Genomic DNA, 25,098 nt, shown 5'->3' on the forward strand with positions numbered 1-25,098 from the left:
GGCCGGGCTGAAAGTGTGCAGGGAAGTACACACGGAGTTGCTGTCAGGTCATACCCAGCCAGTTTGGCAGTGCCATGGAGACGGCGGGGATGTAGGTGATCACCATCAAGAAGCCAAGCAGCAGCATCAGCCACGGCCAGGCGGCCTTGACCACTGCGGTCAGCGGCATGCCGGTCACCGCCGAGGTGACGAACAGGTTCAGCCCCACCGGTGGTGTGATCAATCCGATTTCCATGTTGACCACCATGATGATGCCCAGGTGGATCGGGTCGATGCCCAGCTGCACGGCAATTGGGAAGAGGATTGGCGCGAGGATCAGGATGATCGCCGACGGCTCCATAAAGGCGCCTGCCACCAGCAGCACGATGTTCACTACCAGCAGGAACTGCCACGGCTGCAGGCCCATCTCCACCACCCAGGCGGTGATGGTCTGTGGGATCTGTTCGGTGGTCAGCACGTGGGCGAAGAGCATGGCGTTGGCGATGATGAACATCAGCATGATGGTCAGCTTGCCGGACTCCAGCAGCACCCGTGGGCACTCGCGGATGGTCATGTCCTTGTACACGAACAGCGCCACGAAGCCGGCGTAGACTGCTGCCACAGCAGCTGCCTCGGTCGGGGTGAACATACCGGTGTAGATACCGCCGAGGATGATCACCATCAGCAGCAGACCCCAGATGGCCTTGCGTGCCGCCGTGATGAACTCACGGAAGCTGGCGCGCGGCATGGCCGGCAGGTTCATCTTCCGCGCGACGATATAGATCGCCACCATCAGTGCCACGCCCAACAGCAGGCCCGGTACAACACCGGCCATAAACAGCTTGCCCACCGATTGCTCGGTCGCGGCGGCGTACACCACCATGACGATCGACGGCGGAATCAGGATGCCCAGGGTACCGGCGTTACACACGATACCGGCGCCAAAAGCCTGCGGATAACCGGAGCGCACCATGCCAGCAATGGCAATCGAACCCACTGCAGCCACGGTGGCTGGGGATGAGCCGGACAGCGCGGCGAACAGCATGCACGCCAATACCGCCGAGATAGCGAGGCCGCCACGGATATGGCCGACGCAGGCGTTGGCGAAATCGATCAGGCGCTTGGCCACACCGCCGGTGGTCATAAATGCACCGGAGAGCAGGAAGAACGGAATCGCCAGCAGGGTGTAGTGCTCAGAGGTTTCGAACAGCTTGATTGCCAGCGAACGCACCGAGTCTGGGCTGAACAGCATGATGGTCACCGAGCCGGCTAGGCCCAGCGAAGCGGCAATCGGCACGCCGATAAACATCAGCAGAAACAGCAGGACAAAGAGGAACAGAATGGTCATTGCTTGTGCTCCTCATGCTCATTGATCTTCAGCGCGTCGGCGGCTTCATCGGCCAGGCCGAGGCCGGTCTGCTGGTTGCGCAGGATGCGCACGAAGATTTCAAAGAAGCGGATAAACACCATGGCGTAGCCGAACGGCACGATGGCAGTGATGTGCCATTGCATGATGCCGTAGTGACCGAGGTCCTCGGCGCCGATGCCGGCGGTGAACAGGGTTTTCACCCAATCGAAGCTGGCTACGGCGATCAGCCCGGCATAACCCAGGCAGGCCGTGCATGCGATCAGGCCGATAACCCGCTGCACCGGTTTGCTGGCCAGTTTCACCAGCGCATCCACGCCGATATGACCGGCGGTGCGCACACCGTAGGCCAGGCCAAAGAAGATCAACCAGGCGAACAGCGCCTTGGTCAGGGCAATGCTCCAGGTCATCGACTGGGCCATGCCGAGAATGCTGTCGCCAATGGCGAAGAAAAACTCGCTGCTGCCTTCCCAGCGATCCGCCAGGTTGTAGAACAGCGTGTAGAGGTTGTTGAGGATCACGTAGACGAAGGTCACCAGCGTCATGGCGGCCAGCAGGAACGCGATAAAGCCTTCCTCGAAGTGGTCCCAGACGCGCCGCAAGGCGTTCATCAATAGAGTCTCCAGTGGTGAGGGGCAGCGTACCCAGGCAGCCGGCAAGGGGTGCCTGGGTATTCGGCCAATCGCGCAGCAGCGAGGCTGCGCTGTGGTTGGGTGCAGGCCGTAGCCTGTTCCGCCTTACTGGTTGGCTGCGTCGGCAGCCTTGATCAGGTCGGCACCGATTTCCGCTTCGAACTTGCTCCACACCGGCTTCATGGCATCGCGCCATTCATTACGCTGCTCTTGGGTCAGGGTAATGATCTCGGTGGTTTTGGCTTCGAGGATGCGCTGCTTGTCGCCTTCGTTGAGGGCGTCAGCCTGCTTGTTCACTTCGGCGGTCACTTCCACGATGATCTTGTCCAGCTCGCTGCGAACATCGGCAGGCAGGCCGTTCCAGAACTTGGTGTTGGTGATCAGCATGTAGTCCAGAACACCGTGGTTGGATTCGGTGATGAATTTCTGTACTTCATGCATTTTCTGGCTGTAGATGTTCGAGTAGGGGTTCTCGGCACCGTTGACCACGCCAGTCTGCAGGCCTTGGTAAACCTCGGCGAAGCTCATTTTGCGCGGGTTGGCGCGCACAGCCTTGAACTGCTCTTCCAGTACGGCAGAAGCCTGTACGCGGAATTTCAGGCCGCGGGCGTCTTTCGGCTCACGCAGCGCCTTGTTGGCGGACAGCTGCTTGAGGCCGTTGTGCCAGTAGGCCAGGCCGGTGATGTTTTTCTCTTCCATGGACTTCAGCAGTGCCTGACCTTCCGGGCTGAGCTGGAAGCGGTCAACAGCAGCCATGTCGTTGAACAGGAACGGCAGGTCGAAAATCTGGATTTGCTTGGTGTAATGCTCGAACTTGGCCAACGATGGGGCGATCAGCTGCACGTCACCGAGCAACAGCGCTTCCATTTCCTTGCCATCACCGAACAGCGAGGAGTTCGGGTAAACCTCGACCTTGACCTTGTCGCCCAGACGCTCTTCGGCGAGCTTCTTGAACAGCGCGGCACCCTGGCCTTTTGGGGTGTGGTCGGCGACCACGTGGGAGAACTTGATCACGATCGGATCGGCCGCTTGAGCCAGGCCGGCGATGCTCAGCGACAGGGCGCACGCGAGCGCCTTGGCAGTCAGTTTGAACATGGAGTCTTTCCTCTTGTTTTTGTATAGCGTGATGCGCCGTAGCGCTACAAGTCGGGCGAACAGGCTCAAGTCTAGGCGGCCTATCAAAAAACGACGGGCGTCTGGCAGATTGCCTAGAGATGTACTTGGGTGAGTCGCCTGCAGGAGGCTAGAGCAACCGCCATGCCAGGCGCTGAAATGGCCGCTGCGGGCGTGATGAAACGCAGCAGCGGCAAGGCTTGGCGGGTTATTGCCGGAGATTTTGAGCGAGGCTGCGTAGGCGTTATACGCAGCTTTTGGCGGAAATCCGCCAGCTAGTCGAGGCTGTCTGGCGAGCTTCCGCCAGCGTCGGCGAAACTCAGGCCATGTTTGCGCAGCTTGTCGTGCAGGGTTTTGCGCGGCACGCCCAGTGCTTCGGCGAGGCTGCGCAGCGAGCTGTGCGAACGGCTCAGTTCGGCGCTGATCAGGCTGCGTTCAAAGGCTTCTACTTGGGCATTTAAACCGCCGCTGTTGCTCTCTTCATCGAACACCGGCGCAGTCGCCTGGGCCTGCAGGTCGAGATCCAACTCCAAGCCGAGCGCGAAGCGTTCTGCCGCGTTCTGCAGCTCACGCACATTGCCCGGCCACGGATGGCGCAACAGCGCCGCGCGTTGACTCGGCTGCAGGCTACGTTCAGCCAGACCGTGGCGGCTACTGGCGGCTTCGGCAAAGTGCTGGAACAGCAGTAGCGCATCTTCACCGCGCTCGCGCAGGGCCGGGATACGCAGCGGCGCGACATTCAGGCGGTAATACAGGTCGGCGCGGAAGCGCCCCTGGTCTGCGGCCTGGCGCAGGTCTTCCTTGGTCGCGGCAATCACCCGAATGTCCAGGGGAATCAGCTGGTTGCCGCCGAGGCGTTCGACCACGCGCTCCTGCAGCAGGCGCAGCAGCTTGACCTGCACTTCCAGGCTCATGCTTTCGATTTCATCGAGGAACAGCGTGCCGCCATTGGCGAATTCGAACTTGCCAATACGGCGCTTCTGCGCCCCGGTAAAGGCGCCTTGCTCATGGCCGAACAGCTCGCTTTCCACCACTGATTCAGCCAGGGCGCCGGCGTTGATCGCCACGAACGGCCCGGCGCGACGGCTGGACAGGTCGTGCAGCGCACGCGCCACCACTTCCTTACCGGCGCCGGTTTCGCCGAGGATCAGCACATCGCTGTTGATCCCGGCCAGGGCGCCAATCTGTTCACGCAGGCGCAGCATCGCGGGCGATTGGCCGACCAAACGCGCCGACAGGGTGTGGCGGTCGGCCAGGGCCATGCGCAGGCTGCGGTTATCCAGTACCAGGCGGCGTAGCGCCAGGGCGCGGCGCACGCTGTCGAGCAGGTCGTCGCTGGCGAAGGGTTTTTCCAAGAAGTCATAGGCCCCGGCGCGCATGGCCTGCACGGCCAGTGGCACATCGCCGTGCCCCGTGATCAGCAGCACCGGCAGTTCCGGGTCCTGTTCCTGCAGTTGTTGCAGCAGTTGCAGGCCGTCGATGCCGGGCATGCGGATATCGCTGACCACCACGCCCGGCCAGTCGCGCTCGATGCGCGCGGCGACGCCATGGGCGTCGGCCAGGCTGCTGACCTTGAGCCCTGCCAGGTCGAGGGTCTGGCTCAGCGCCTGACGCAGGTGGGGATCGTCGTCGATCAGCAGCACCTGGGTGCGGGAGTCGATCATGCTCATACAACAAAGTCCTCTGGCGACTGGGTTTTGATGCCCTGGTCCGCGGCGCGCAGGCGCAGGATCAGCTGGGCGCCGCCGTCGGGGTGGTTGGCGAACAGCAGTTCGCCGCCCAGGGCGCGCATCAGGGTATCGCAAATGGCCAGGCCGAGGCCGAGGCCCTGAGCGCTGGTTTTGGTGGTAAAGAATGGCTCGCGGGCGCGTTGCAGCGCCTCCTGGCTAAAGCCTGGGCCATTGTCCCGCAGGTGTAGGTCGACGCCCTCGGCGGTAAGTTCGGCACTTAGCCACAGGCGGCGTGGCTGTGGCACTTCGCTCAAGGCGTCGAGGGCGTTGGCCAGCAGGTTGCCGAGCACCTGGCGCAGGCGGGTTTCCCCGGCCTGCACCCACAGGGTGGCGTTAGGCAGGTCGCGGATCAGCTCGGCCTGCATGGCCTGGCGGCGCTTGGCCAGCAGGGCCAGGGCATCGTCGATGGCCGGCTGCAGGGCCACGCTTTCCGGGGCGTGTCGATCACGGCGGGCGAAGGCGCGCAGGTGGGCGATGATCGAAGCCATGCGCTCGGTCAGCTGGCTGATCAACTTGAGGTTCGCGCGGGCATCGTCGCCACGCTGGTGGTCGAGCAGCACGCAGGCGTTGTCGGCGTAGCTGCGGATGGCCGCCAGCGGCTGGTTGAGTTCATGGCTGATGCTCGCACTCATGGTGCCCAGTGCCGAAAGCTTGCTGGCCTGCACCAGTTCATCCTGCGCTTGCACCAGCTCCTGTTGAGCTTGCTCGCGTTCCAGCACTTCCTGCTTCAGCCGGCTATTGAGGCGTTCCAGATCGAGGGTGCGCTCCAGTACACGCTGCTCCAACTGTTGACGGGCCTGGCTGTCGAGGGCGATGCGCTCCAGGTAGTGGCGGCGGCGCTGCATCAGCAGGCCGAGCAGCAGCATCAGCAACAGCAACATGCCGCCGCCGGCCACCAGGGCAGTGCGTACGGGGCGGTCGAGCAGGCTGCGCGGGGCGAGAATGCTCACGGTCCAGCCGGTTTCCTTGAGCTCGCGGTCCTGGCGAATCCAGTTCTGCGCATCCAGCTTGATCGGCGGTGGCGCCTGGGTTGGATAGGGCAGGTTGGCGGCGATTGCGGCGCGCTCGGCGGCGTCCAGCGGGCGGCTGGCGGTAAAGCGCCACTGGCTGTTGGACGTGAGGATCACCACGCCATTGGCATCGGTCACCAGCAGTTGTTCCGGGGTGTTGCCCCAGAGGGTTTCGGTGTGGTCGAGGTCGACTTTGACCACCAGCGCGCCGAGGTTGCGCTCACCGTCGCGCACGGCGGCGGCGAAGTAGTAGCCGCGCTTGCCCGAGGTGGTGCCGAGGCCGAAGAAACGTCCGGGGCGGCCGGCGATGGCTTCGCGAAAATACGGGCGGAAGGCAAAGTTACGGTCGACGAAGGAGTCGGCCTGTTCCCAGTTGGAGGCCGCCAGGGTCTTGCCGTTGGGGTCCATCAGGTAGATCACGTCGGCGCCAGTCTGCGCGCTGACTTGATCCAGCAGGCGGTTGGCACTGTCGCGGGCGCTTTGCTGGTCGGGCTGTTGCAGGGCCAAACGCAGTGCGGGTAAGTCGCCGAGAATCGGCGGTAGCACCTCGTAGCGGCGCAGCGTACCGAGCAGGTTGGCGACGTAGAGGTCGAGGGTCTGACGGTTCTGTTCGACCAGTACGCCGCTGTAGTAGCGCTCGGCCAGTTGCTGCAGCGGCCACAGCAGGGGCGTCAGCAGCAGGGCGAGGACTGCCAGGCTGCGCCAACGCGGACGACGCGGGTGAGGATGAACGGTGGGCATGCGCTTACTCGTACAGGGTGATCAGTTCAGAGTGGCGGTTATGCAATAAGTGGGCAAGCTCGCCGATATGGGTCAATACTCAAGCCGTTTGGCATCGCCCTGGAGTAATGGTGCCGCCCGCTTGCGCCCTGCATGGACGGCTGCGCTTTAGTCCTGGAGATACCCTGATGCTGGCTCAATTGACGGTACGGGCGAGGTTGCTGCTGTTGGCGGTGGTGCCGCTGCTGGTGCTGATTGTGGTGATCAGCATGGCGTTGTCCAATGCCAGCAAGCTGAATGACAGTTTTGACGAGTTGTTTACCGACCGCATGCAGCCGATCAGTCAGCTCAAGGTGGTGTCGGATGCCTACGCGGTGGCGATGGTCGATGCGTTGCATAAATACCGCGCTGGGGTTTTCGATGAAGCCGCATTGCGCAAGGCATTCAGCGATGCCCGCAGCCGTGGTGACAAAGCCTGGGCCGAGTACATCGCCACTCGACTGACCCGTGATGAAAGTAGCCGGGTCGAGCGCACCAAGCCACTCCTGTTGAAGGTCCAGCAACTGGCGGACCAGTACCTGGGGCAACTCGCAAATGGCCAGTTACTGGCGGCCGAAGCTGCCTCGTTCAACCGCACCCTGTATGACACCTTCGATCCGCTGGGGGGCGAGTTGGAAGGGTTGATCAGTTTGCAGCTGAGCGAGGGCGAGCGTCTCAACGTTGAGACCACGGCCCAGTACCTGGCCATCCGTAATACCTTCCTGTTGATCGGTGCTGTTGCGTTGGTGCTGGTGCTGGTGGCCGCAGTGATGATCAGCCTGTCGATCATTCGTCCACTGTCCGGTTTGCGCAGCGTGATCAGCGAAGTGCAGGAATCGTCCAACTTGACCCTACGTGCTGACACCCGTGGCCGTGATGAGGTGTCCGATACCGCGCGGGCCTTCAATGCCATGTTAGAGCACCAGCAGGCGTTGATCCGCCATTTGACCGACACCGCCACGCAGCTGGCGGCGGCGTCCGAGGAAATGAGTGCGATCAGTGCTCAGGTCAGTCAGGCCGCCACGGCCCAAGGCGACCAAACCAGCATGGTGGCCACCGCCGTGCACCAGATGAGCGTGGCGGTGCAGGAGGTCGCGCGCAATGCGCAGGCCACTGCCAGCAATGCCGCGGACGCGAATAAGGAAGCGCGCCAGGGCAGCGAGTTGGTGCAGTCCAACCTCACATCGATTCAGGGGCTGTCGACCTCGGTGGAAAAAGCCGGTGAGGTGATCGACACCCTGCACAGCCAGAGCGATGAAATCAGCAAGGTGCTTGGGGTCATCCAGAGCATTGCCGAGCAAACCAACCTGCTGGCGCTGAATGCCGCGATTGAGGCGGCGCGCGCTGGTGAAGCCGGGCGCGGCTTTGCCGTGGTGGCTGATGAGGTGCGCAGCCTGGCGAGTAATACGCAGAAAGCCACCGAATCGATCCGCAGCATGATCGATGCCCTGCAAGGCGGCGCACGCAGTGCGGTCAGTGCGATGCAGCTGTCGCGCGAGCAGGCGCAAAACAGTGTCAGCCGTGCCCGTGAGGCGGGTGAGGTGCTCAATCACATTGCCCTTGCGATTGAAGGTATCGCCGACGGCAATGTGCAGATTTCCGCCGCCACGGAACAGCAAACGGCAGTGGCGAATGAGATCAGCGAGAACATCAGCAGCCTTAATGACAGCATCGGTGATGTGGTCAACGGCGCCGAGCAAAGCTCGATTGCCAGCCGCGATCTGGCGCAACTGGCCACAGGCTTGCAACAGCAGATACAGCGCTTCAGGGCTTAGCGATCAGCGAGGCACTGCTCCAGCGCAGCCTGCCAGGTTGGCAGTTGAACCTGCCAGTCCTGCTGCAGGCTGCTGCAGTCCAGACGTGAATTCAGTGGGCGCTGCGCCGGGGTTGGATAAGCGCTGCTGAGGATGGGGTGCAGCGTCGCCACGGTTTTGCCTTGGCTGTGCAGGTGCGCGGCAATCGCGCTGGCGAAACCGAACCAGCTGGTTTCGCCTTGTGCGGTCAGGTGATAGACCCCCCACGGGCCTGGATGGCCGCTACGCCAGTGCGTGATCAGCTGCGCCGTGGCTTGCGCAATCGTGCCGGCCCAAGTGGGTGCGCCGATCTGGTCGTCCACCACGGATAAGCTTTCGCGTTCCTGCAGCAGACGTTGCATGGTCAGCAGAAAGTTCTTGCCGTGCTGCGAGTAAACCCAGCTGGTGCGCAGAATCAGGTGCATACCGCCCACGGCCTGAATCGCCTGCTCGCCCGCCAGTTTGCTACGCCCGTATACGCTCAGCGGGTTGGTGGCGTCGTTTTCGCGGTAAGGCTCGGCCATGCTGCCATCGAACACATAGTCGGTGGAGTAGTGGATTAGCGGAACACTCAGTTCGGCGGCTGTTTCGGCGAGGATGCCCGGTGCCGTGGCGTTGATCGCGAAGGCCAGCTCCGGCTCGCTCTCGGCCTGATCGACCGCTGTGTGCGCGGCGGCATTGATGATCAGCTCGGGGCTTAGGTGCTGAACCTGCTGGCGAATCCGCTCCGGCTGAGCCAGGTCCAGCTGCTCGCGGCCCAGTACCGTCAACTCGGCGGCACCGTGCAGGGCGCGCTGCAGTTCCTGGCTGACCTGGCCGTGTTGGCCGAGCAGGAGAACTTTCATGGGAAGATCTGTGCATCGACGAAGCTGACGCCGGCCTGATCCTTGGCGGATAGCTGCGGTGCACTATCCAGCGGCCAGTCAATGGCCAGTGTTGGGTCATCCCAGCGGATGCAGCGCTCATGTTCCGGCGCATAGTAGTCGGTGGTTTTGTAGAGAAACTCGGCGAACTCGCTGAGTACCACAAAGCCATGGGCAAACCCTTCCGGCACCCACAACTGCCGATTGTTTTCGGCGGACAATAGGGTGCCCACCCATTTACCGAAAGTGGGTGAGCTGCGGCGTAGGTCCACGGCTACGTCATAAACTTCGCCGGCGGTGACCCGTACCAATTTGCCCTGCGCTTGCTGCACTTGATAATGCAAGCCGCGTAGCACGCCTTTGGCTGAGCGCGAATGGTTGTCCTGAACGAACGCGCACTGCAGGCCGGTGGCATCGGCAAAGTCTCGGGCGTTGAAACTCTCGAAGAAAAAGCCGCGCTGATCGCCGAACACCCTGGGTTCGAGGATGATCACGCCGGGCAGCTCTGTGTTGATTGCCTGCATGCTCATTCCTCAGCCAGTTTGAACAGGTACTGGCCGTAGCCGGTCTTGCCGAAAATAGTGGCCTGCGCCAGTAGTTGCTGACGATCAATCCAGCCCTGCTGGTAGGCGATTTCTTCCAGGCAGGCGACTTTCAGGCCCTGGCGGTGCTCGATGGTCTGCACGTATTGCGATGCATCCAGCAGGCTGTCGTGGGTGCCGGTGTCGAGCCAGGCAAAGCCACGGCCGAAACGCTCTACACGCAGATCGCCGCGTTGTAGGTAAGCGTTGTTGACGTCAGTGATTTCCAGCTCGCCGCGCGCTGAAGGTTTGACCGCCTTGGCGATTGCGATCACGTCGTTGTCGTAGAAATACAGGCCGGTCACCGCGTAGCTGGACTTCGGGACTGTGGGCTTCTCCTCGATGGAGATGGCTTTGCCCTGAGCGTCGAACTCAACCACGCCAAAGCGCTGCGGGTCCTTGACCCAGTAGCCGAAAACCGTAGCCCCTGATGGCTCAGCGGCAGCGCGCAGAAGTTTTTCGGTGAAGTGCTGGCCATGGAAAATGTTGTCGCCGAGTATCAGGCACACCGAATCCTTGCCGATAAATTCTTCGCCCAGAATAAAGGCTTGGGCCAGACCGTCGGGTGAGGGTTGTTCGATGTACTCGAAACGCACACCAAACTGGCTGCCATCACCGAGCATCTTGCGGAAATTCGGCAAGTCCTGCGGGGTGGAGATAATCAGAATTTCGCGCACACCCGCGAGCATCAGCACGGATATCGGGTAGTAGATCATCGGTTTGTCGTAGATCGGCAGCAGCTGTTTGGACACCCCTAGGGTGATGGGGTGCAGGCGACTGCCGGAGCCACCGGCGAGAATGATGCCTTTCATTGTGCTGCTCCTTATAGTGCGCCGAGGCGTTCGCGCTGGTAGCTGCCATCCTGCACGCGGCGGCACCAATCGAGGTTGTCCAGATACCAGAGCACCGTCTTACGCAGGCCGCTGGCGAAGGTCTCGATGGGCTTCCAGCCGAGTTCGCGTTCGATCTTGCTGGCATCGATGGCATAGCGCAGGTCATGACCTGGACGGTCAGTGACGAAGCTGATCTGCTCTTTATAGGAGCCGTTCTGGCGTGGGGAAAGCTCGTCCAATAACGCGCAAATGCTCTCCACCACATGCAGGTTCTTCTGCTCGTTATGCCCGCCAATATTGTAGGTCTCGCCGAGCTTGCCTTCACTCACCACCGTTAACAGCGCGCGGGCATGGTCTTCCACATACAGCCAGTCACGCACCTGCTGGCCGTTGCCGTAAACCGGTAGCGGCTTGCCATCCAGAGCATTGAGGATCATCAGCGGGATCAGTTTTTCCGGAAAGTGGTAAGGGCCGTAGTTGTTCGAGCAGTTGGTCAGCAGTACTGGCAAGCCATAGGTGCGTTGCCAGGCGCGGACCAGATGATCCGACGCGGCCTTACTCGCCGAGTAGGGCGAGCTGGGTGCGTAGGCCGTGACCTCGGTGAACAGATCATCTACACCGTGCAGGTCGCCATACACTTCATCGGTCGAGATATGGTGAAAGCGAAACGCCGCTTTGCGTGCCGGCTCCAGCTGCATCCAATAACTACGCGTGGCTTCGAGCAGCGTATAGGTGCCGACGATATTGGTTTGGATAAACGCTGCCGGGCCGTCGATGGAGCGATCGACGTGCGATTCAGCCGCCAAGTGCATGATCGCGTCTGGCTGAAATTCAGCCAGTGCCTGGCTGACGGCTGCACTGTCGGCAATGTCGGCCTGCATGAAGCGATAGCCGGGATGATTGGCAACACTGGCCAACGACTCGAGGTTGCCGGCATAGGTCAGCTTGTCGAGGTTAAGCACCTGATGCTCGGTGTGATTCAGCAGATGACGAATCAGTGCCGAGCCAATAAAGCCGGCGCCGCCGGTGATCAGGATACGCACAGGCTTATACCTTCCGTTGCTCAGGTGGCCGGTTAATATTGCGGGTAGTGTTGCAAGCCGCGTCTAGGTGAGCAAGCTGCAGTATTTTTTCGGCAAAAAAAAGCCCCGCATCACTGCGAGGCTTTCTTTATATGGTGCCGGCACCAGGAATCGAACCCGGGACCTACTGATTACAAGTCAATGACAAAGGCCTTTTATCCACAGGCCGTATGACGAAAATTGACAAGATTTATGCTTTGTAAATGTCTGAAAAACAAGGTTTATAACGTGTTTATTGGCTTTCATGGCTGAATATAGGTGTTGATCACTCTTTAGTCAAACCCCTACCCCAACCCTACCCCAAGCGCTATAATCCCTACCCCAAACCTACCCCGGAAACGGTCAGGATTTCGGTATGACGACGCGCACGGCCATGAACGAACACACCCTCAAACGGCTTAAATATGACCCCGCAAAAGGCCGTGTCGAACTCCTCGATCCCCCTATGCCCGGACACGGCACATTCGGCGTGCGGGTCAACAAAACATGCAAAAGTTTCATCTTGCTCTACAGCTTTCATAACCATCCGCGCCGCCTGACCCTGGGCACTTACCCCGATCTGTCACTCGCCGAGGCACGCGCCAAGGCGGCGCAGGCCGTTGAGCTGCTCAAACAGGGGGTCGATCCCGGACAGAAGAAAATTGTCGAGTTGGTCGAATATCGCACCAGCCCGACGTTCGAAGAGGCTGTTGTCAGCTACCTACAGTGGGCCGAAAAGAACAAGAAATCCTGGCGTGAAGATGAGCGCATGCTGCGCACTGAGTTTGTGCCTCATCTCGGGCGTACCAAGATCGGTGATGTCAGGCGTAAACAGGTCATGGCGTTGCTCGATGAAAAGGCCAAGACCGCCCCGGTGCAGGCCAACCGCCTGTTGGCGGTGATCCGCAAAATGTTCAATTTCTGCGTAGAGCGCGAGATTCTCGATGCCACACCCCTGGTGCAGATCAAGAAGGTGGCCAAGGAAACGCCGCGCGAGCGCAGCCTCAATCGCCACGAGCTGGTGTGGTTTCTTCACCAATTGGCCGGCGCCTCGCTCAGCCAGAACACGCGCTTTTCCCTGTTGCTGAGTCTGATGCTGGCCCAGCGCTCCGGGCGCATCGTGGCCATGCGCTGGGTCGACTTTGACCTCGAAGAGCGGATCTGGGATCGCAGTGGCAAGTTCGAGAAAAACAATAATCCGATTGCCATCCCGCTCTCGGATGATGCGTTGAGCATTCTGAATTACCTGCGCGAACGGCAAATTCAGAAAGTGATGGCGGCAGACCCTGCGCGTTGGGCTGGAAGCAAAACGCGACCCAGTCCAGGGCAGTATGTGTTTCCGGGTCGTTGGCCCGCCAAGCCGCAAACGCAGCCCTCGCTTAACCGCGCGATGCGCCGCTTCTACGACACCTATGTGAAAGACAACGACCGCGTTGAGCAAGAGGGCTTGCTGCGCATCGCGGATGGCTACCCGCGACCCACCGTGCATGACTTGCGCCGTACGGCGACCACGCACATGTCCCGGCAGGGTCTGGGTAAGGAGGTGCGCAGCCGTATCCTCAACCATAAAGATCTATCGGTGGATGCGATCTATGACCGGTACTCGTACTTTGAGGAAAAGGATGTAGCACTCCAGGGCTGGCATACCTTTCTGAAGGGGCTGCTGCAGAAGGAGTTTGGTGATGTGGATTGGGTGGAGTTCTACGGGCGTCGGATGGAAGTGGTTGCGTCAGGTAGTGATCAGGGTTCATAAATAGCCGTTATTTCATACTTAAGCGTCGCGCATTTCGAGTCAATCTGGCTTGGGGGTTATATGTCGTCAGGAAGAAAGGCAGCAGAGCTGGACGCTTACCTTGAGCAAATGATGGAGGTCGAAATAGTCGACTGTCAGCGCAAATACCATGCGCTGCGTACCCGTATCGATCAGCTGATAGAGCAAGAGGGCTGGTCCATCACTGGGCGCGAGCCTGTTCGGTTGGAGCGCGGTGCTCACGTCCTGATTGTGAAAAATGGCAGCCTTATCGACGGCTGATTATTCTTCCTGTCACTTGCAAGCGTGTGACACCCATTCTGCTGGGCTGTCACGGCACTCCTGAGTAGAGCGCCGCCGGCCCACCCCCTTTTTTCTCGATATCACTGCCGAATGTTGGGCATCAGGCCCTTGAGTACAGCGCGCTCGTCGAATGCAGTGCGCTATGGGTTTGCCTGCGCGGGGACAAAATTTGGCGTGGCTGCCCCCTTGTTCCATCGCTTAAAGCCCAGGTAAGCCCTCTCCATGGCGTCGCTGTGGGCTGAGGCGCACCCTCGTCTGGTTCATCCTTTAAAGCAGGCGCCCAGTAGATAGTCGGTGCATGGGCAATCCAAATGTGCCACATGCAGTGATATCCATAAGCTATTGATTTGACGCCGATATGACGGCGCCTGGCTATCGTTATGATGGCTAAAAGACCCTTTGTGATACTTTTTGGATGTCATCATGATGCCTCAAAGCCATTGCTTTAATGGCGCGGAGCTGGAATATTACGGACCACTGAAAGTACTAACCCATCACAAAATTAAGGAAAAAACCATGCTGAAGTCCGCTGGCACTAGCAATCTGGAATGCAACCAACACGCGGTACCGGGCCGCAAATCGCTGCTGGCCTGTGCGCTGCTGGCGCTGCTGGCGGGTAATCAGGCGATGGCTGATGTGACCATCGATGACTCAGTCACCCCGATTGTCACTGATGGTAGTTCGATCTTGATTGAGGATGGCTTGGATTCTACTTCCATTGAAGCTGGTTCAATTTTGATCAGTGATCAAAATGGTAATACTGTAATTGTTAATCCAGGTAATGGGATTGCTGTGACTGACGCAACCAGTGGCGGTACGTCTGTGATTACAGCTGATGGTACTGGCAGCAATATATACGGCAATCTAACTGTGGAAGGTGACATAGGTACTGTCGGTCAGCCTGTTGGTACTGTGAATAGTACGAATATTGTCAATAGTGGTTCTGTCACGTCTGACACTATTAATGCAACCACCATTACCGGCGGTACGATAACCGGTTCATTAGATGCTGCAGGCTCTGTTGTTTCCAATGTGGGCGATGGCGTAGCCGATACCGATGGCGTCAACGTACGCCAACTGAATTCGATGCAGGGCGCATTTAATAACTACGCGAATGAAGTTGACTCTCGCTTCAACGCTGTAGACCGCCGCATCGACAGAGTCGAAGAAGTTGCTAACGCCGGTGTCGCATCCGTTGCTGCTCTGGCGGCAATTCCTTCGCCGGCTCATGGCAAACGCTTTAGTGTAGGTGCAGGCCTGGGTAATTACGCCAGCGAAAGTGCGGTAGCCGTTGGTTTCCGTGCAGCGATCACCGAGTCCACCTCGGTTACTGCGGGTGTCAGCCGCAATACCGCCTCGAAAACAGCCGCCAATCTTGGTGTTGGTTATAGCTGGTAACAGCTGATTGCTAAGGGTGACGTTTTCTACGTCGCCCTTTTATTTATTTTTCAGATTAACGATAGCCCACTTGATTTGGGCATTGGAGTAAAACATGGCTGTTACTCTCACCACGATGAAAGCACTGGTTGGCGGCATCGAAGACCAGTATTACGCAATTACTTATGCCCGCTTGCTGATGAACGGCAACGAATCTAGCACTACAGACGGATTTCTGGTTGAGCCAGGTACATCAGGCTCCCTGTCCTATTTCAATGCTGCCAACGAGCGTGTTGTCATTGATTTCACGGGCAATCCTGAAGTTGTGCTGCGCCTTAACGGCCTTTACATCAATAACGTAAAAGTCAGCGGTAGCGATTCGAAGTTGTACTGGCTCAATGATGAAGGCTTTCAAGGCGGTAACGTTACAGCCCTGAATCTTAGTGCTGTCAATACGGTCGGCCGTACTTGGGGTGACGGTACGCTGGGTGGTATCGAAGTCAGTGATGTTCCAGTACCCACAACACTTTCTGTAGCGAGTGTTAATGATGCACCGACTACTGCTCCTGTGGTGCTCGCAGAAATCGCAGAAGACAGTGGTGCCCGCCTCATCACTTCGCTTGAGCTGCTGGCTGCAGCTGAAGATGCAGATGGCGATGAACTGACTGTAAGTAACCTGCAAATCAGCTCCGGCGGTGGCCAGCTAGTCAATAATCTTGACGGCACCTGGAGCTATACCCCGGCAGCTGATGACGATACCGGCGTATCTTTCACCTACACAATCAGCGATGGCACTGTCACCGTTCAAGGCTCTGCCACGCTGGATATCACCCCTGTGTCAGAGGGCGGTGAGAACATCCCTGCTGTAATCGCCGGCGACCTGAGCAAGTCCGCAGCCGAAACCAATGCAGCGCTTACCATCACCGGTACTTTGACCAGTACTGACCCTGACAACGCCGATAACAGCTTTAACACAGCCACTATCGAGGGTGAACGCGGCATCTTCACCTTGGCCGCAAACGGCGAGTGGACCTTCGTCGCCAACAGCGCCTTCAACGAGCTGAATGTCGGCGAGCAGGTTCAAGAAGCCTTTAACGTCACCAGCATCGACGGCACCCCGGCCACTGTCACCGTGACCATCACCGGCACCAACGACGCCGCTGTAATCGCCGGCGACGTGAGCAAGTCGGCCGCTGAAACCAATGCAGCGCTGACCATCACCGGCACGCTGACCAGCGCTGATCTGGACAATGCTGACGATAGTTTCGTCGCGCAAACGGACGTAGTGGGCACTCGCGGCACCTTCAGCATCACCGAAGCTGGCGTGTGGACCTTCGTTGCCAACAGCGCCTTCAATGAGCTGAATGTCGGCGAGCAGGTTCAAGAAGCCTTTAACGTCACCAGCATCGACGGTACCCCGGCCACTGTCACCGTGACCATCACCGGCACCAACGACGCCGCTGTAATCGCCGGCGACGTGAGCAAGTCGGCCGCTGAAACCAATGCAGCGCTGACCATCACCGGCACGCTGACCAGCGCTGATCTGGACAATGCTGACGATAGTTTCGTCGCGCAAACGGACGTAGTGGGCACTCGCGGCACCTTCAGCATCACCGAAGCTGGCGTGTGGACCTTCGTTGCCAACAGCGCCTTCAATGAGCTGAATGTCGGCGAGCAGGTTCAAGAAGCCTTTAACGTCACCAGCATCGACGGTACCCCGGCCACTGTCACCGTGACCATCACCGGCACCAACGACGCCGCTGTAATCGCCGGCGACGTGAGCAAGTCGGCCGCTGAAACCAATGCAGCGCTGACCATCACCGGCACGCTGACCAGCGCTGATCTGGACAATGCTGACGATAGTTTCGTCGCGCAAACGGACGTAGTGGGCACTCGCGGCACCTTCAGCATCACCGAAGCTGGCGTGTGGACCTTCGTTGCCAACAGCGCCTTCAATGAGCTGAATGTCGGCGAGCAGGTTCAAGAGGCCTTTAACGTCACCAGCATCGACGGTACCCCGGCCACTGTCACCGTGACCATCACCGGCACCAACGACGCCGCTGTAATCGCCGGCGACGTGAGCAAGTCGGTAGCCGAAACCAATGCAGCGTTGACGGTCACTGGCACCCTGACCAGCACTGACGTCGACAATGAAGACAACAGCTTCACCGAAATCACTATCGAGCGTGAAAACGGCACCTTCACCCTGGCCGCCAATGGCGAGTGGACCTTCGTGGCCAGCAGCGCCTTCAATGAGTTGAATGTGGGCGACGAGGTTGAAGAAATCTTCAACGTCACCAGCATCGACGGCACCCCGGCCACTGTTACCGTGACCATCACCGGCACCAACGATGCGGCTGTGATTGCAGGCGACGTGAGCCAGTCGGTAGCCGAAACCAATGCAGCGTTGACGGTCACTGGCACCCTGACCAGCACTGACGTCGACAATGAAGACAACAGCTTCACCGAAATTACCGTCGAGCGTGAAAGCGGCACCTTCACCCTGGCCGCCAATGGCGAGTGGACCTTCGTGGCCAGCAGCGCCTTCAATGAGTTGAATGTGGGCGACGAGGTTGAAGAAATCTTCAACGTCACCAGCATCGACGGCACCCCGGCCACTGTCACCGTGACCATCACCGGCACCAACGATGCGGCTGTGATTGCAGGCGACGTGAGCCAGTCGGTAGCCGAAACCAATGCAGCGTTGACGGTCACTGGCACCCTGACCAGCACTGACGTCGACAATGAAGACAACAGCTTCACCGAAATTACCGTCGAGCGTGAAAGCGGCACCTTCACCCTGGCCGCCAATGGCGAGTGGACCTTCGTGGCCAGCAGCGCCTTCAATGAGTTGAATGTGGGCGACGAGGTTGAAGAAATCTTCAACGTCACCAGCATCGACGGCACCCCGGCCACTGTCACCGTGACCATCACCGGCACTGACGACTTACCTGTTCTCACGGGTGACGTTACCGGCGCAGTTACCGAAGACGCCGACATTGAAGGCAGCCTGACCGCCAGCGGCAACCTGACCATCACCGATGTCGATAACGATGTTGCCGAATACGCCTTTGACGAGGCTGTTGTCGCCAGTCAGGGCGCGCTGGGTAGCTTGATCATTGACCCTGTGGGTGGCTGGAACTACAGCGTTGACAACGACTTGGTGCAGTACCTCAAGGCAGGCCAGGAGAAGGTTGAGACCTTCACCGTTACCGCTAGCGGTGGCTTCACTCAGGTTATTACCATCACCATTACCGGCACTAATGATGTGCCAGTAATCGCTGACAATCTTCCTGGCGCAGTAGCTGAAGACACCAACATAGCCTTCGGCACACTGCTAACGACCGCCGGCCTGCTATCCATTACCGACGCGGATGCGGGCGAGGCGTTCTTCCAGACAGCCGTAACCCCAGCTGAAGGTGTGCTTGGTAACCTGGCAATCACCAACCAAGGCGCCTGGAGCTACAGCGTATCCAACAGCCTGGTGCAGTACCTGAACCAGGGGCAAACGCGTGAGGAGCAGTTCACTGTTCTTTCGCTGGACGGTACGTCCACAGTCATCACTGTCATCATTACCGGCACCAATGATATTCCTGTGATCAGCTTTGTTGCTGGCAACGCTGCCGGTGCCGTGACAGAAGACACCACCCAGACCGTCAGCGGCGTGCTGACTGCAACCGATGCTGATACCACGGCAGAGCTGACCTGGAGCATCGAAGCAGCAGAGGGCACCTACGGCTCGTTGGCGCTCGATGGTAACAGCGGCAGCTGGACCTACACTCTGGCCAACGGCACCAACGGTACTGATAACGCGGTACAAACCCTCAAGCAGGGTCAAACTGTCACCGACAGCTTCACCGTCATCGTCACCGATGAATTTGGCGCTGATGACGAGCAAACCGTCATCGTCACCATAACCGGCACCAACGATGCACCGGTTATCGCCGTGGGCGAGGGTGAAGACGCAGGCGCCATTTTCGAAGATGACGATGGCAATACCGTAACCGGCACCCTGACCGCGACCGATATCGACACCGACGCCGAGCTGACCTGGAGCATCCAGGGCGAAGTATCAGGTGTCGCCACCGGCACCTACGGCTCGCTGACTCAGGTTGGCGGCATTTGGACCTACACCCTGAACAACAATGCCGAGAACGTGCAGGCGTTGAAGCAAGGTCAACAAGTCAACGATAGCTTTACCGTCATCGTTACCGATGAATTTGGCGCTAAAGACGAGCAAACCGTCACCGTCACCATCACCGGCACCAACGACGCACCGGTTATCGCTGAGGGCGGCGCCGCAGGCAGCATCAGTGAAGACGATGCCGAGCTGACCGTAACCGGCACCCTGAACGCCGCCGATGTCGACATCGACGCCGAGCTGACCTGGAGCATCCAGGGCGAAGTATCAGGTGTCGCCACCGGCACCTACGGTTCACTGACTCAGGTTAATGGCGCTTGGACTTACACCCTGAATAACGCCGGCGCAAATGTGCAGGCGCTGGCGCAAGGGCAAGAAGTCACCGACACCTTCACCGTCATCGTCAGCGATGGGCTTGGCGGTACTGACAGCCAAACCGTCACCGTCACTGTCACCGGCACCAACGATGCCCCGGTCATCGGTGTAATCGCCCCGGTTGCCTTGAATGAGCAGAGCAACACCGTTGCTCTGACCACCAGCATCAACGTCAGCTTCACCGATGTAGACCTTACGGATATTGGCCATAACGCCAGCATCACAGCGGCCTCTGCTACCGGTGTTACTCATCCGAGCCTGAGCGAAGACGCCTTGATCGCCCTGATCAGCGTGGGCGACGTCAACAAGCTAAGCGGCAGCACCGCTGGCGACCTGTCGCTGGGCTTCTCGGCTGCATCGGGCGTGTTTGATTACCTGGCTGCTGGCGAAACCGTTACTCTCAACTACACCCTTGAAGTGGACGATGGCGACATCGCTGGCAAAACCACCAAGGACTTCAGCATCACCATCACCGGCACCAACGACAACCCAGTCGTACTCGAGAGCAGTGTTGTTGCAGGCACTGTCACTGAGCGGACCGATGGCGCTGGCAATGAAAACAGCGGCAACCTCACCGTCACCGGCACCATTGGCTTCAACGACGTCGACCTGACCGACATCCTGCACAGCGCTGAGATTAGCGTTGCGCCAGTAGGCGACGAGGTGCTGGGCACCTTGATCCTCAATGGTATCGAAGGTTTCGACGCCGTTAACCAAGATGCCAACACGGTCAGCTGGGTCTTCTCGGTCAACGCCGGCCAGCTCGACAAACTCAAGGCGGGTGAAACCCTTACCCAAGAGTACATCGTGCGTATCGCCGATGTGGACGGTGGCTTTGTTAATCAAGCCGTCACCATCACTATTGTCGGCACCAATGATGCGCCAGTCGTCACCCTGAATAGCAACAGTGCTGCGCTCACCGAAGATACCTCCGCAAATGGTGATCCGCTGAAGTTGGTTGCTTCCGGCAGTCTGAGCTACTCCGATGTTGACCTCGGTATCACTGATGGCGAAACCCCAGCAGTGGCAGACAGTCACAGCATCGCAGGCAGCCTGCAAGCTGCAGTCTGGGCGGGTGGCGAATCCACTACGCTGAGCCAACCTCAACTCGACGCGATGGAAGCTGCGTTCACTACCTCGCTCAACGCTGTCAACAAGAGCGGCACCTGGAACTTTGACCTTGCCAACTCGGCAGTGCAGTTCCTCGGCGAAGGCGAGACGCTTACCCTGACCTACAACGTCGTAGTGACTGACGATTCGGGTGCGGACAACAGCACGGTTACCAAAACCGTCAACATCACCCTGACGGGCACCAACGACACGCCGTTACTGACGGTTACGCCGTCGTCCGCAGCCGTATTTGAGGATGATGTGGTTGGCGAAGCGACAGTGCTCACCGCTACCTTCAATGTCGCAGTTAGCGATGCCGACGTTAATGACGCGCATGAGGTTGACGTAGAGATCGCGACCGTCTTGTTCAATGGTGATTTGGTTGATGATGAGCATCCGCTCTTTCTGCAGATCCTTACGGCTGTCAATTCAGGAACTGCCCAGCCAGTAGACGGCGACGTAGGCGGCTGGACCTTCAGTATCAACAATGCTGCCCTACAGTTCCTTGGCGCTGGTGAAACCCTCACAATCCGCGTCGCTGTCGACGCAATCGATGGCGGCACCAATGGTGAAGCCGAGACGCAATTCGTCAACATCGTCATCACCGGCACCAACGATGCTCCGGTCATCGAAGCGGAAACCGTTCTTACCGCCAGCCTGACTGAAGATGCACTGGCGCCTGAGGATGATCTGGGCACGGTAGGTAATGAAACCACCCACCTGGTTGCCACGGGCGATGTGGTGTTCAGTGACCTGGATGTTAACGATGAGCACGTCGTTGCTCTACAGCTCGAAGCTGACGGCATCGCTTACAGCGCTGGTACGCTGGATATCGATGTTCTGGCTGCAATCAAAGGCGCTATCACGGTCAGTGCCGATACCGATGGCTGGAACTTCGCTATCGCCAACTCGGCTGTGCAGTTCCTCGCTGCTGGCGAGACCCTGACGCTGACCTATGAGCTGAGCGTAACGGATGATTCCGATGTGGTGCTGAGCAATGACGCCACTGAAACCGTCACCATCACCATTACCGGCACCAATGACAAGCCGAGCTTGGTGGTAGGTTCCAATACTGCGTTGTTCACAGAAGACACTGCGATTGTGGGGCTGCTGAGTGCAACTGGCGCCCTGGCCATTACCGATGTCGACCTCACTGACACCCACGACATTGAGTTTGCCTTGGCAAGCGCTACCGTGGAAGGCGCTGCCCTAACGGGTGACGCACTCGCGGCCATTGATGCGGCTATCAGTGCTGGGGCTTTCGACGGCGAAGGCTTGAAATGGCAAATCGATATTGCCAACTCGGCCGTGCAGTTCCTTGCTGCCAGTGAAGAACTGGTACTGACCTTCAACGTCACTGCGGTTGATGATTCTGGGACTGCCGCTAATAACACCAGCGCAGTTCAGACCATCACCATTACTGTCATCGGTACTAATGACCAGCCGACCATTGTGGTGGGCAGCACCGACGCCAGCGCTGAGGTAGCCGAACGACTGGACGGTATCAACGGTGAGAACGACGGCAATCTGACCGATACTGGCACCATTACCTTTGCAGACGTGGACCTGAGCGACACCCATACTGCAACTGTTGAGGCGAAAACCCCTGGTAGCTTAGGCGCGCTGACCCTGGGTGCTGTTAACCAGGCTACCAACAGCGTTGACTGGACCTTCACCCTGCCTGCAGGTGCGATTGACTACCTGGCCCAAGGCGAGACCCTGACCCAGGTTTACACCGTGACCATCGACGATGCGAACCTCGGTACTGTGACTCAGGACATCACCGTCACCATCACCGGCACAAACGATGCACCGACCATTGTTGGGGTTTCAACGGATGATGCGGGTTCGGTCACCGAGAGGGCTGACGGTGCCATTGATGAGAACGACGGCAACCTGACCGATACGGGCGTGATCACCTTTGCTGACGTTGATGTGAGCGATGTGCACAGCGCCAGCTTCACCGCGATTACCGTGCCTGCACGCGGCACTCTGACCCTGGGCGCAGTGGACCAGGTTACTAATGCGCTGACCTGGACTTACACTGTCGCAGCCAGTGCTCTGGATGACTTGGGCGCAGGTGAAACACTGACTCAGGTGTACAGCGTCACCATCAATGACAGCAAAACCGGTGGTACTGTTACTCAGGATGTCACCATCACCCTGACCGGCACCAACGATGCGCCAACCATCTCCGTTGGTGGCATCGTATTAGGAGCGCTAGCGGATGGCACTGTTGAGCCATTCAGCCTGGCAGGCAGGGTTGTCATCGACGACGTTGATGCCAATGACGTGCTGACTGTCAACCTGACCGCCATCAACGGCAGCCTGAGCGGCGCTTCGCAGTTCAGCGGTACTGTAGCCCAGATCAATGCGGCCATCGCAGCACTGATGTTCACACCGGACAGCGAGTTGGGTGCGGGGGCTGCCTTGTTTGTCGAGGTGACCGATAGCGCCGGTGCAACGGAGGATGCGTACGTTGATTTCTTGGTTGTGGATGAGGACATGCTTGATCCGGTGCCGCTCGATACCAGCGTCAATCTCGGTGTGGAGGACATCACGATAATCTCGAACTACACCACCGATACAGTCGTCACTATCGAGGGAGTTTCGGCCTCCGGCGTTCTGCACAGCATTGACGTAGAGGGCACCACTATCCAACATGAGTCAATTACCGCCCACCTTCTTCTTGAGGGATTCACCGGCGATCTCGACGGCAACTCGGTCCTGTTTGCCGATGGCTCGGTGCTGAAAACCAGTAGCGTCAAAGCGACGCTGGTCGGCAGTGCGGTTGAGGGGGGCGACTACCTCAAGGGCAGTGACTCCAGCGACGTGCTGCGCGGCATGGCCGGTAACGACAAGCTGGAAGGCGGTGGCGGTAACGACACCATCTACGGCGGCACAGGTGGCGATAGCATCTTCGGTGGTGCCGGTAACGACATCCTCTATGCGGGTGACACCGCTGCAAGCGATGGCGCTGCTGACCTGTTCGTTTACGACCTTGAGGCTGGGCTGCAGGGCACTGACCTGATCATCGGCTTCGCCAATGGCCAGGACAAGATCGACCTCCGCGGGTCGGGCGCGGACTGGGCTAACGTCGCTATCTCGACTAGCGTCGGCACGACCGCAGTGGTCAAAATCTACAGCACCGATGTTGTGCAAGCTCAGAACGCGAGTACTGAGCTTGCCACTATCAAGCTGGTGGGTATGGCGGGTCTGGTTGATGAAGGTGACTTTCTGTTCAATGGTCAGCAACCTGTCTAACCCTTAGCGTTACGCAACAACCAAGCCCGGCAGATACCCTCTGCCGGGTTTTTCTATTTTCGGGTTGGCCAAAACCGGGTGCACAGGTATGACCTGGCGCTTGGGTGGTGGTTAGAAACGGCGGCCAGGAGGCGGCCGATCAAATCAGCCAACCAGATACAAGGAGAGAGGCGATGGCCAATTACGTGCCAATTTCACGGGTGAAACACGCCAGCTTGCACTGGAAAAAACCGACCGATTATGGCTTCGCCCGTGGCGAAGCCCTGCAGCCGCTGGTGGTGGCTGAGTTGCCCCGGGTGGCGCAAAACATGCCCACGGCATTTGTCGCCAGCGGTGATACCTATGTGCCGGTGTTGCTGGCCGGTGTACGGTCTGGTGCCAGCCTGCTGGTCGCCGCGGATGGCCGTTGGCTGGGCGGCTATGTGCCTGCCATATTGCGTAGCCACCCGTTCAGCTTGCTGCCGAGTGCGGCGGGCGAATACATAATATGCGTGGATGCACACAGCAGCTTCCTGTGCCCAGACACCGAAGGCTTGCCATTGTTCAGCGCCGACGGTGGGGCATCCGCAGCGGTCAGCCAGTTATTGCCGCTGCTGGAACGCCGCGAACAATCCCGGCAGCAGACTGAGTTGGCGTGCAAGGCACTGCAGCAGCATGGGTTGCTCATGCCCTGGGTTATCCCCGCAGATGATGCGACGGGCATGCCCGAGATGCGCGGTCTGTTTCGGGTTGACGAGGCGCGCCTGAATGCGTTGGACGATCAGGCATTCCTGCGATTACGCCAGGCCCAGGCACTGCCGATGGCCTACAGCCAGCTCTTGTCCATGCTGCACCTGCCGCGTCTGGCCGGGATGCATCAGGCTTGGTCGCGTAACGAGCAAGTCTCCGCCCACCTGCAAACGGTAGCCGCCGAGCTAGGCGACAACCTGGGCAGCACAGGCGGAACTATCAGCTTTGCCGGTTTGTGAGGATTGTTGTGCGGGCAATTCAACAAACCGGCCCTGCGATTCACTCGTTGCGAGGCAGGGCCGTGCGTAGGTTGCGCTGCGTGCGGCAAT

General features: G+C 59.1%; 15 protein-coding genes and 1 tRNA gene. 6 read left to right on the plus strand and 10 right to left on the minus strand.

Features of this window, described 5'->3' with window-relative positions:
* Positions 1–43: 43 nt before the first annotated feature.
* The 5 genes from dctM to HBN63_RS14275 all read right to left on the minus strand — a co-directional run bounded on the left by dctM (position 44) and on the right by HBN63_RS14275 (position 6,571).
* Positions 44–1,327, minus strand: a complete 1,284-nt coding sequence (gene dctM / locus HBN63_RS14255) for a C4-dicarboxylate TRAP transporter large permease protein DctM (protein WP_170049883.1) — start codon at positions 1,325–1,327, stop codon at positions 44–46.
* The gene (locus HBN63_RS14260) at positions 1,324–1,956 is read right to left on the minus strand and encodes a TRAP transporter small permease (RefSeq protein ID WP_090254709.1); all 633 of its coding nucleotides are present in this window, start codon (positions 1,954–1,956) and stop codon (positions 1,324–1,326) included. Before HBN63_RS14260 ends, dctM begins: the two co-directional genes overlap by 4 nt.
* A 126-nt stretch (positions 1,957–2,082) precedes the next feature.
* A complete protein-coding gene (gene dctP / locus HBN63_RS14265; protein ID WP_170049884.1) occupies positions 2,083–3,072 on the minus strand; it encodes a C4-dicarboxylate TRAP substrate-binding protein DctP in 990 nt (329 codons plus the stop codon).
* 293 nt (positions 3,073–3,365) lie between these two features.
* A complete protein-coding gene (locus HBN63_RS14270; RefSeq protein ID WP_170049885.1) occupies positions 3,366–4,760 on the minus strand; it encodes a sigma-54 dependent transcriptional regulator in 1,395 nt (464 codons plus the stop codon).
* On the minus strand, positions 4,757–6,571 hold the full coding sequence (locus tag HBN63_RS14275) for an ATP-binding protein (protein WP_170049886.1): 1,815 nt from the start codon (positions 6,569–6,571) through the stop codon (positions 4,757–4,759). Before HBN63_RS14275 ends, HBN63_RS14270 begins: the two co-directional genes overlap by 4 nt.
* 167 nt (positions 6,572–6,738) lie before the next feature.
* On the opposite strand from HBN63_RS14275, the gene HBN63_RS14280 reads away from it, so the two are divergent.
* Positions 6,739–8,364, plus strand: a complete 1,626-nt coding sequence (locus tag HBN63_RS14280; RefSeq protein ID WP_167146417.1) for a methyl-accepting chemotaxis protein — start codon at positions 6,739–6,741, stop codon at positions 8,362–8,364.
* On the opposite strand, the gene rfbD is transcribed toward HBN63_RS14280, so the two are convergent.
* The 5 genes from rfbD to HBN63_RS14305 form a co-directional block, all read right to left on the minus strand.
* Positions 8,361–9,227, minus strand: coding sequence for a dTDP-4-dehydrorhamnose reductase (rfbD, locus tag HBN63_RS14285; RefSeq protein ID WP_170049887.1), 867 nt, complete (start codon positions 9,225–9,227; stop codon positions 8,361–8,363). The two genes, HBN63_RS14280 and rfbD, sit on opposite strands and share 4 nt — an antisense overlap.
* Complete coding sequence (rfbC, locus tag HBN63_RS14290; protein ID WP_170049888.1) at positions 9,224–9,769, minus strand: dTDP-4-dehydrorhamnose 3,5-epimerase; 546 nt, start codon at positions 9,767–9,769, stop codon at positions 9,224–9,226. Before rfbC ends, rfbD begins: the two co-directional genes overlap by 4 nt.
* A gap of 2 nt (positions 9,770–9,771) precedes the next feature.
* Complete coding sequence (rfbA, locus tag HBN63_RS14295; protein ID WP_170049889.1) at positions 9,772–10,638, minus strand: glucose-1-phosphate thymidylyltransferase RfbA; 867 nt, start codon at positions 10,636–10,638, stop codon at positions 9,772–9,774.
* A gap of 11 nt (positions 10,639–10,649) precedes the next feature.
* Positions 10,650–11,702, minus strand: a complete 1,053-nt coding sequence (gene rfbB / locus HBN63_RS14300) for a dTDP-glucose 4,6-dehydratase (RefSeq protein ID WP_170049890.1) — start codon at positions 11,700–11,702, stop codon at positions 10,650–10,652.
* Between the two features lie 132 nt (positions 11,703–11,834).
* A tRNA-Thr gene (locus tag HBN63_RS14305) sits at positions 11,835–11,908 on the minus strand.
* 188 nt (positions 11,909–12,096) lie between these two features.
* On the opposite strand from HBN63_RS14305, the gene HBN63_RS14310 reads away from it, so the two are divergent.
* From HBN63_RS14310 to HBN63_RS14330, 5 genes are all read left to right on the plus strand, one after another.
* The gene (locus tag HBN63_RS14310; RefSeq protein ID WP_170049891.1) at positions 12,097–13,473 is read left to right on the plus strand and encodes a site-specific integrase; all 1,377 of its coding nucleotides are present in this window, start codon (positions 12,097–12,099) and stop codon (positions 13,471–13,473) included.
* Between the two features lie 60 nt (positions 13,474–13,533).
* Positions 13,534–13,752, plus strand: a complete 219-nt coding sequence (locus HBN63_RS14315; RefSeq protein WP_170049892.1) for a hypothetical protein — start codon at positions 13,534–13,536, stop codon at positions 13,750–13,752.
* A gap of 444 nt (positions 13,753–14,196) precedes the next feature.
* Positions 14,197–15,171 (plus strand): YadA-like family protein, encoded by a 975-nt coding sequence (locus HBN63_RS14320; RefSeq protein WP_170049893.1) that lies wholly within the window; start codon positions 14,197–14,199, stop codon positions 15,169–15,171.
* 94 nt (positions 15,172–15,265) lie between these two features.
* A complete protein-coding gene (locus tag HBN63_RS14325) occupies positions 15,266–24,040 on the plus strand; it encodes a VCBS domain-containing protein (RefSeq protein ID WP_170049894.1) in 8,775 nt (2,924 codons plus the stop codon).
* Between the two features lie 173 nt (positions 24,041–24,213).
* Entirely contained in the window at positions 24,214–25,008 is a 795-nt protein-coding gene (locus tag HBN63_RS14330) for a SapC family protein (RefSeq protein WP_170049895.1), read from the plus strand.
* The last annotated feature ends 90 nt before the right edge of the window (positions 25,009–25,098 follow it).

Source organism: Pseudomonas sp. WS 5011 (genome assembly GCF_012985775.1).
Classification (GTDB): Bacteria; Pseudomonadota; Gammaproteobacteria; order Pseudomonadales; family Pseudomonadaceae; genus Aquipseudomonas; species Aquipseudomonas peli.

What these genes read in the sequence shown, in the direction of transcription:
- dctM (WP_170049883.1), bottom strand. Translation starts at nt 1,327, where the DNA reads ATGACCATTCTGTTCCTCTTTGTCCTGCTGTTTCTGCTGATGTTTATC.
- HBN63_RS14260 (WP_090254709.1), bottom strand. Translation starts at nt 1,956, where the DNA reads ATGAACGCCTTGCGGCGCGTCTGGGACCACTTCGAGGAAGGCTTTATC.
- dctP (WP_170049884.1), bottom strand. Translation starts at nt 3,072, where the DNA reads ATGTTCAAACTGACTGCCAAGGCGCTCGCGTGCGCCCTGTCGCTGAGC.
- HBN63_RS14270 (WP_170049885.1), bottom strand. Translation starts at nt 4,760, where the DNA reads ATGAGCATGATCGACTCCCGCACCCAGGTGCTGCTGATCGACGACGAT.
- HBN63_RS14275 (WP_170049886.1), bottom strand. Translation starts at nt 6,571, where the DNA reads ATGCCCACCGTTCATCCTCACCCGCGTCGTCCGCGTTGGCGCAGCCTG.
- HBN63_RS14280 (WP_167146417.1), top strand. Translation starts at nt 6,739, where the DNA reads ATGCTGGCTCAATTGACGGTACGGGCGAGGTTGCTGCTGTTGGCGGTG.
- rfbD (WP_170049887.1), bottom strand. Translation starts at nt 9,227, where the DNA reads ATGAAAGTTCTCCTGCTCGGCCAACACGGCCAGGTCAGCCAGGAACTG.
- rfbC (WP_170049888.1), bottom strand. Translation starts at nt 9,769, where the DNA reads ATGCAGGCAATCAACACAGAGCTGCCCGGCGTGATCATCCTCGAACCC.
- rfbA (WP_170049889.1), bottom strand. Translation starts at nt 10,638, where the DNA reads ATGAAAGGCATCATTCTCGCCGGTGGCTCCGGCAGTCGCCTGCACCCC.
- HBN63_RS14310 (WP_170049891.1), top strand. Translation starts at nt 12,097, where the DNA reads ATGACGACGCGCACGGCCATGAACGAACACACCCTCAAACGGCTTAAA.
- HBN63_RS14315 (WP_170049892.1), top strand. Translation starts at nt 13,534, where the DNA reads ATGTCGTCAGGAAGAAAGGCAGCAGAGCTGGACGCTTACCTTGAGCAA.
- HBN63_RS14320 (WP_170049893.1), top strand. Translation starts at nt 14,197, where the DNA reads ATGATGCCTCAAAGCCATTGCTTTAATGGCGCGGAGCTGGAATATTAC.
- HBN63_RS14325 (WP_170049894.1), top strand. Translation starts at nt 15,266, where the DNA reads ATGGCTGTTACTCTCACCACGATGAAAGCACTGGTTGGCGGCATCGAA.
- HBN63_RS14330 (WP_170049895.1), top strand. Translation starts at nt 24,214, where the DNA reads ATGGCCAATTACGTGCCAATTTCACGGGTGAAACACGCCAGCTTGCAC.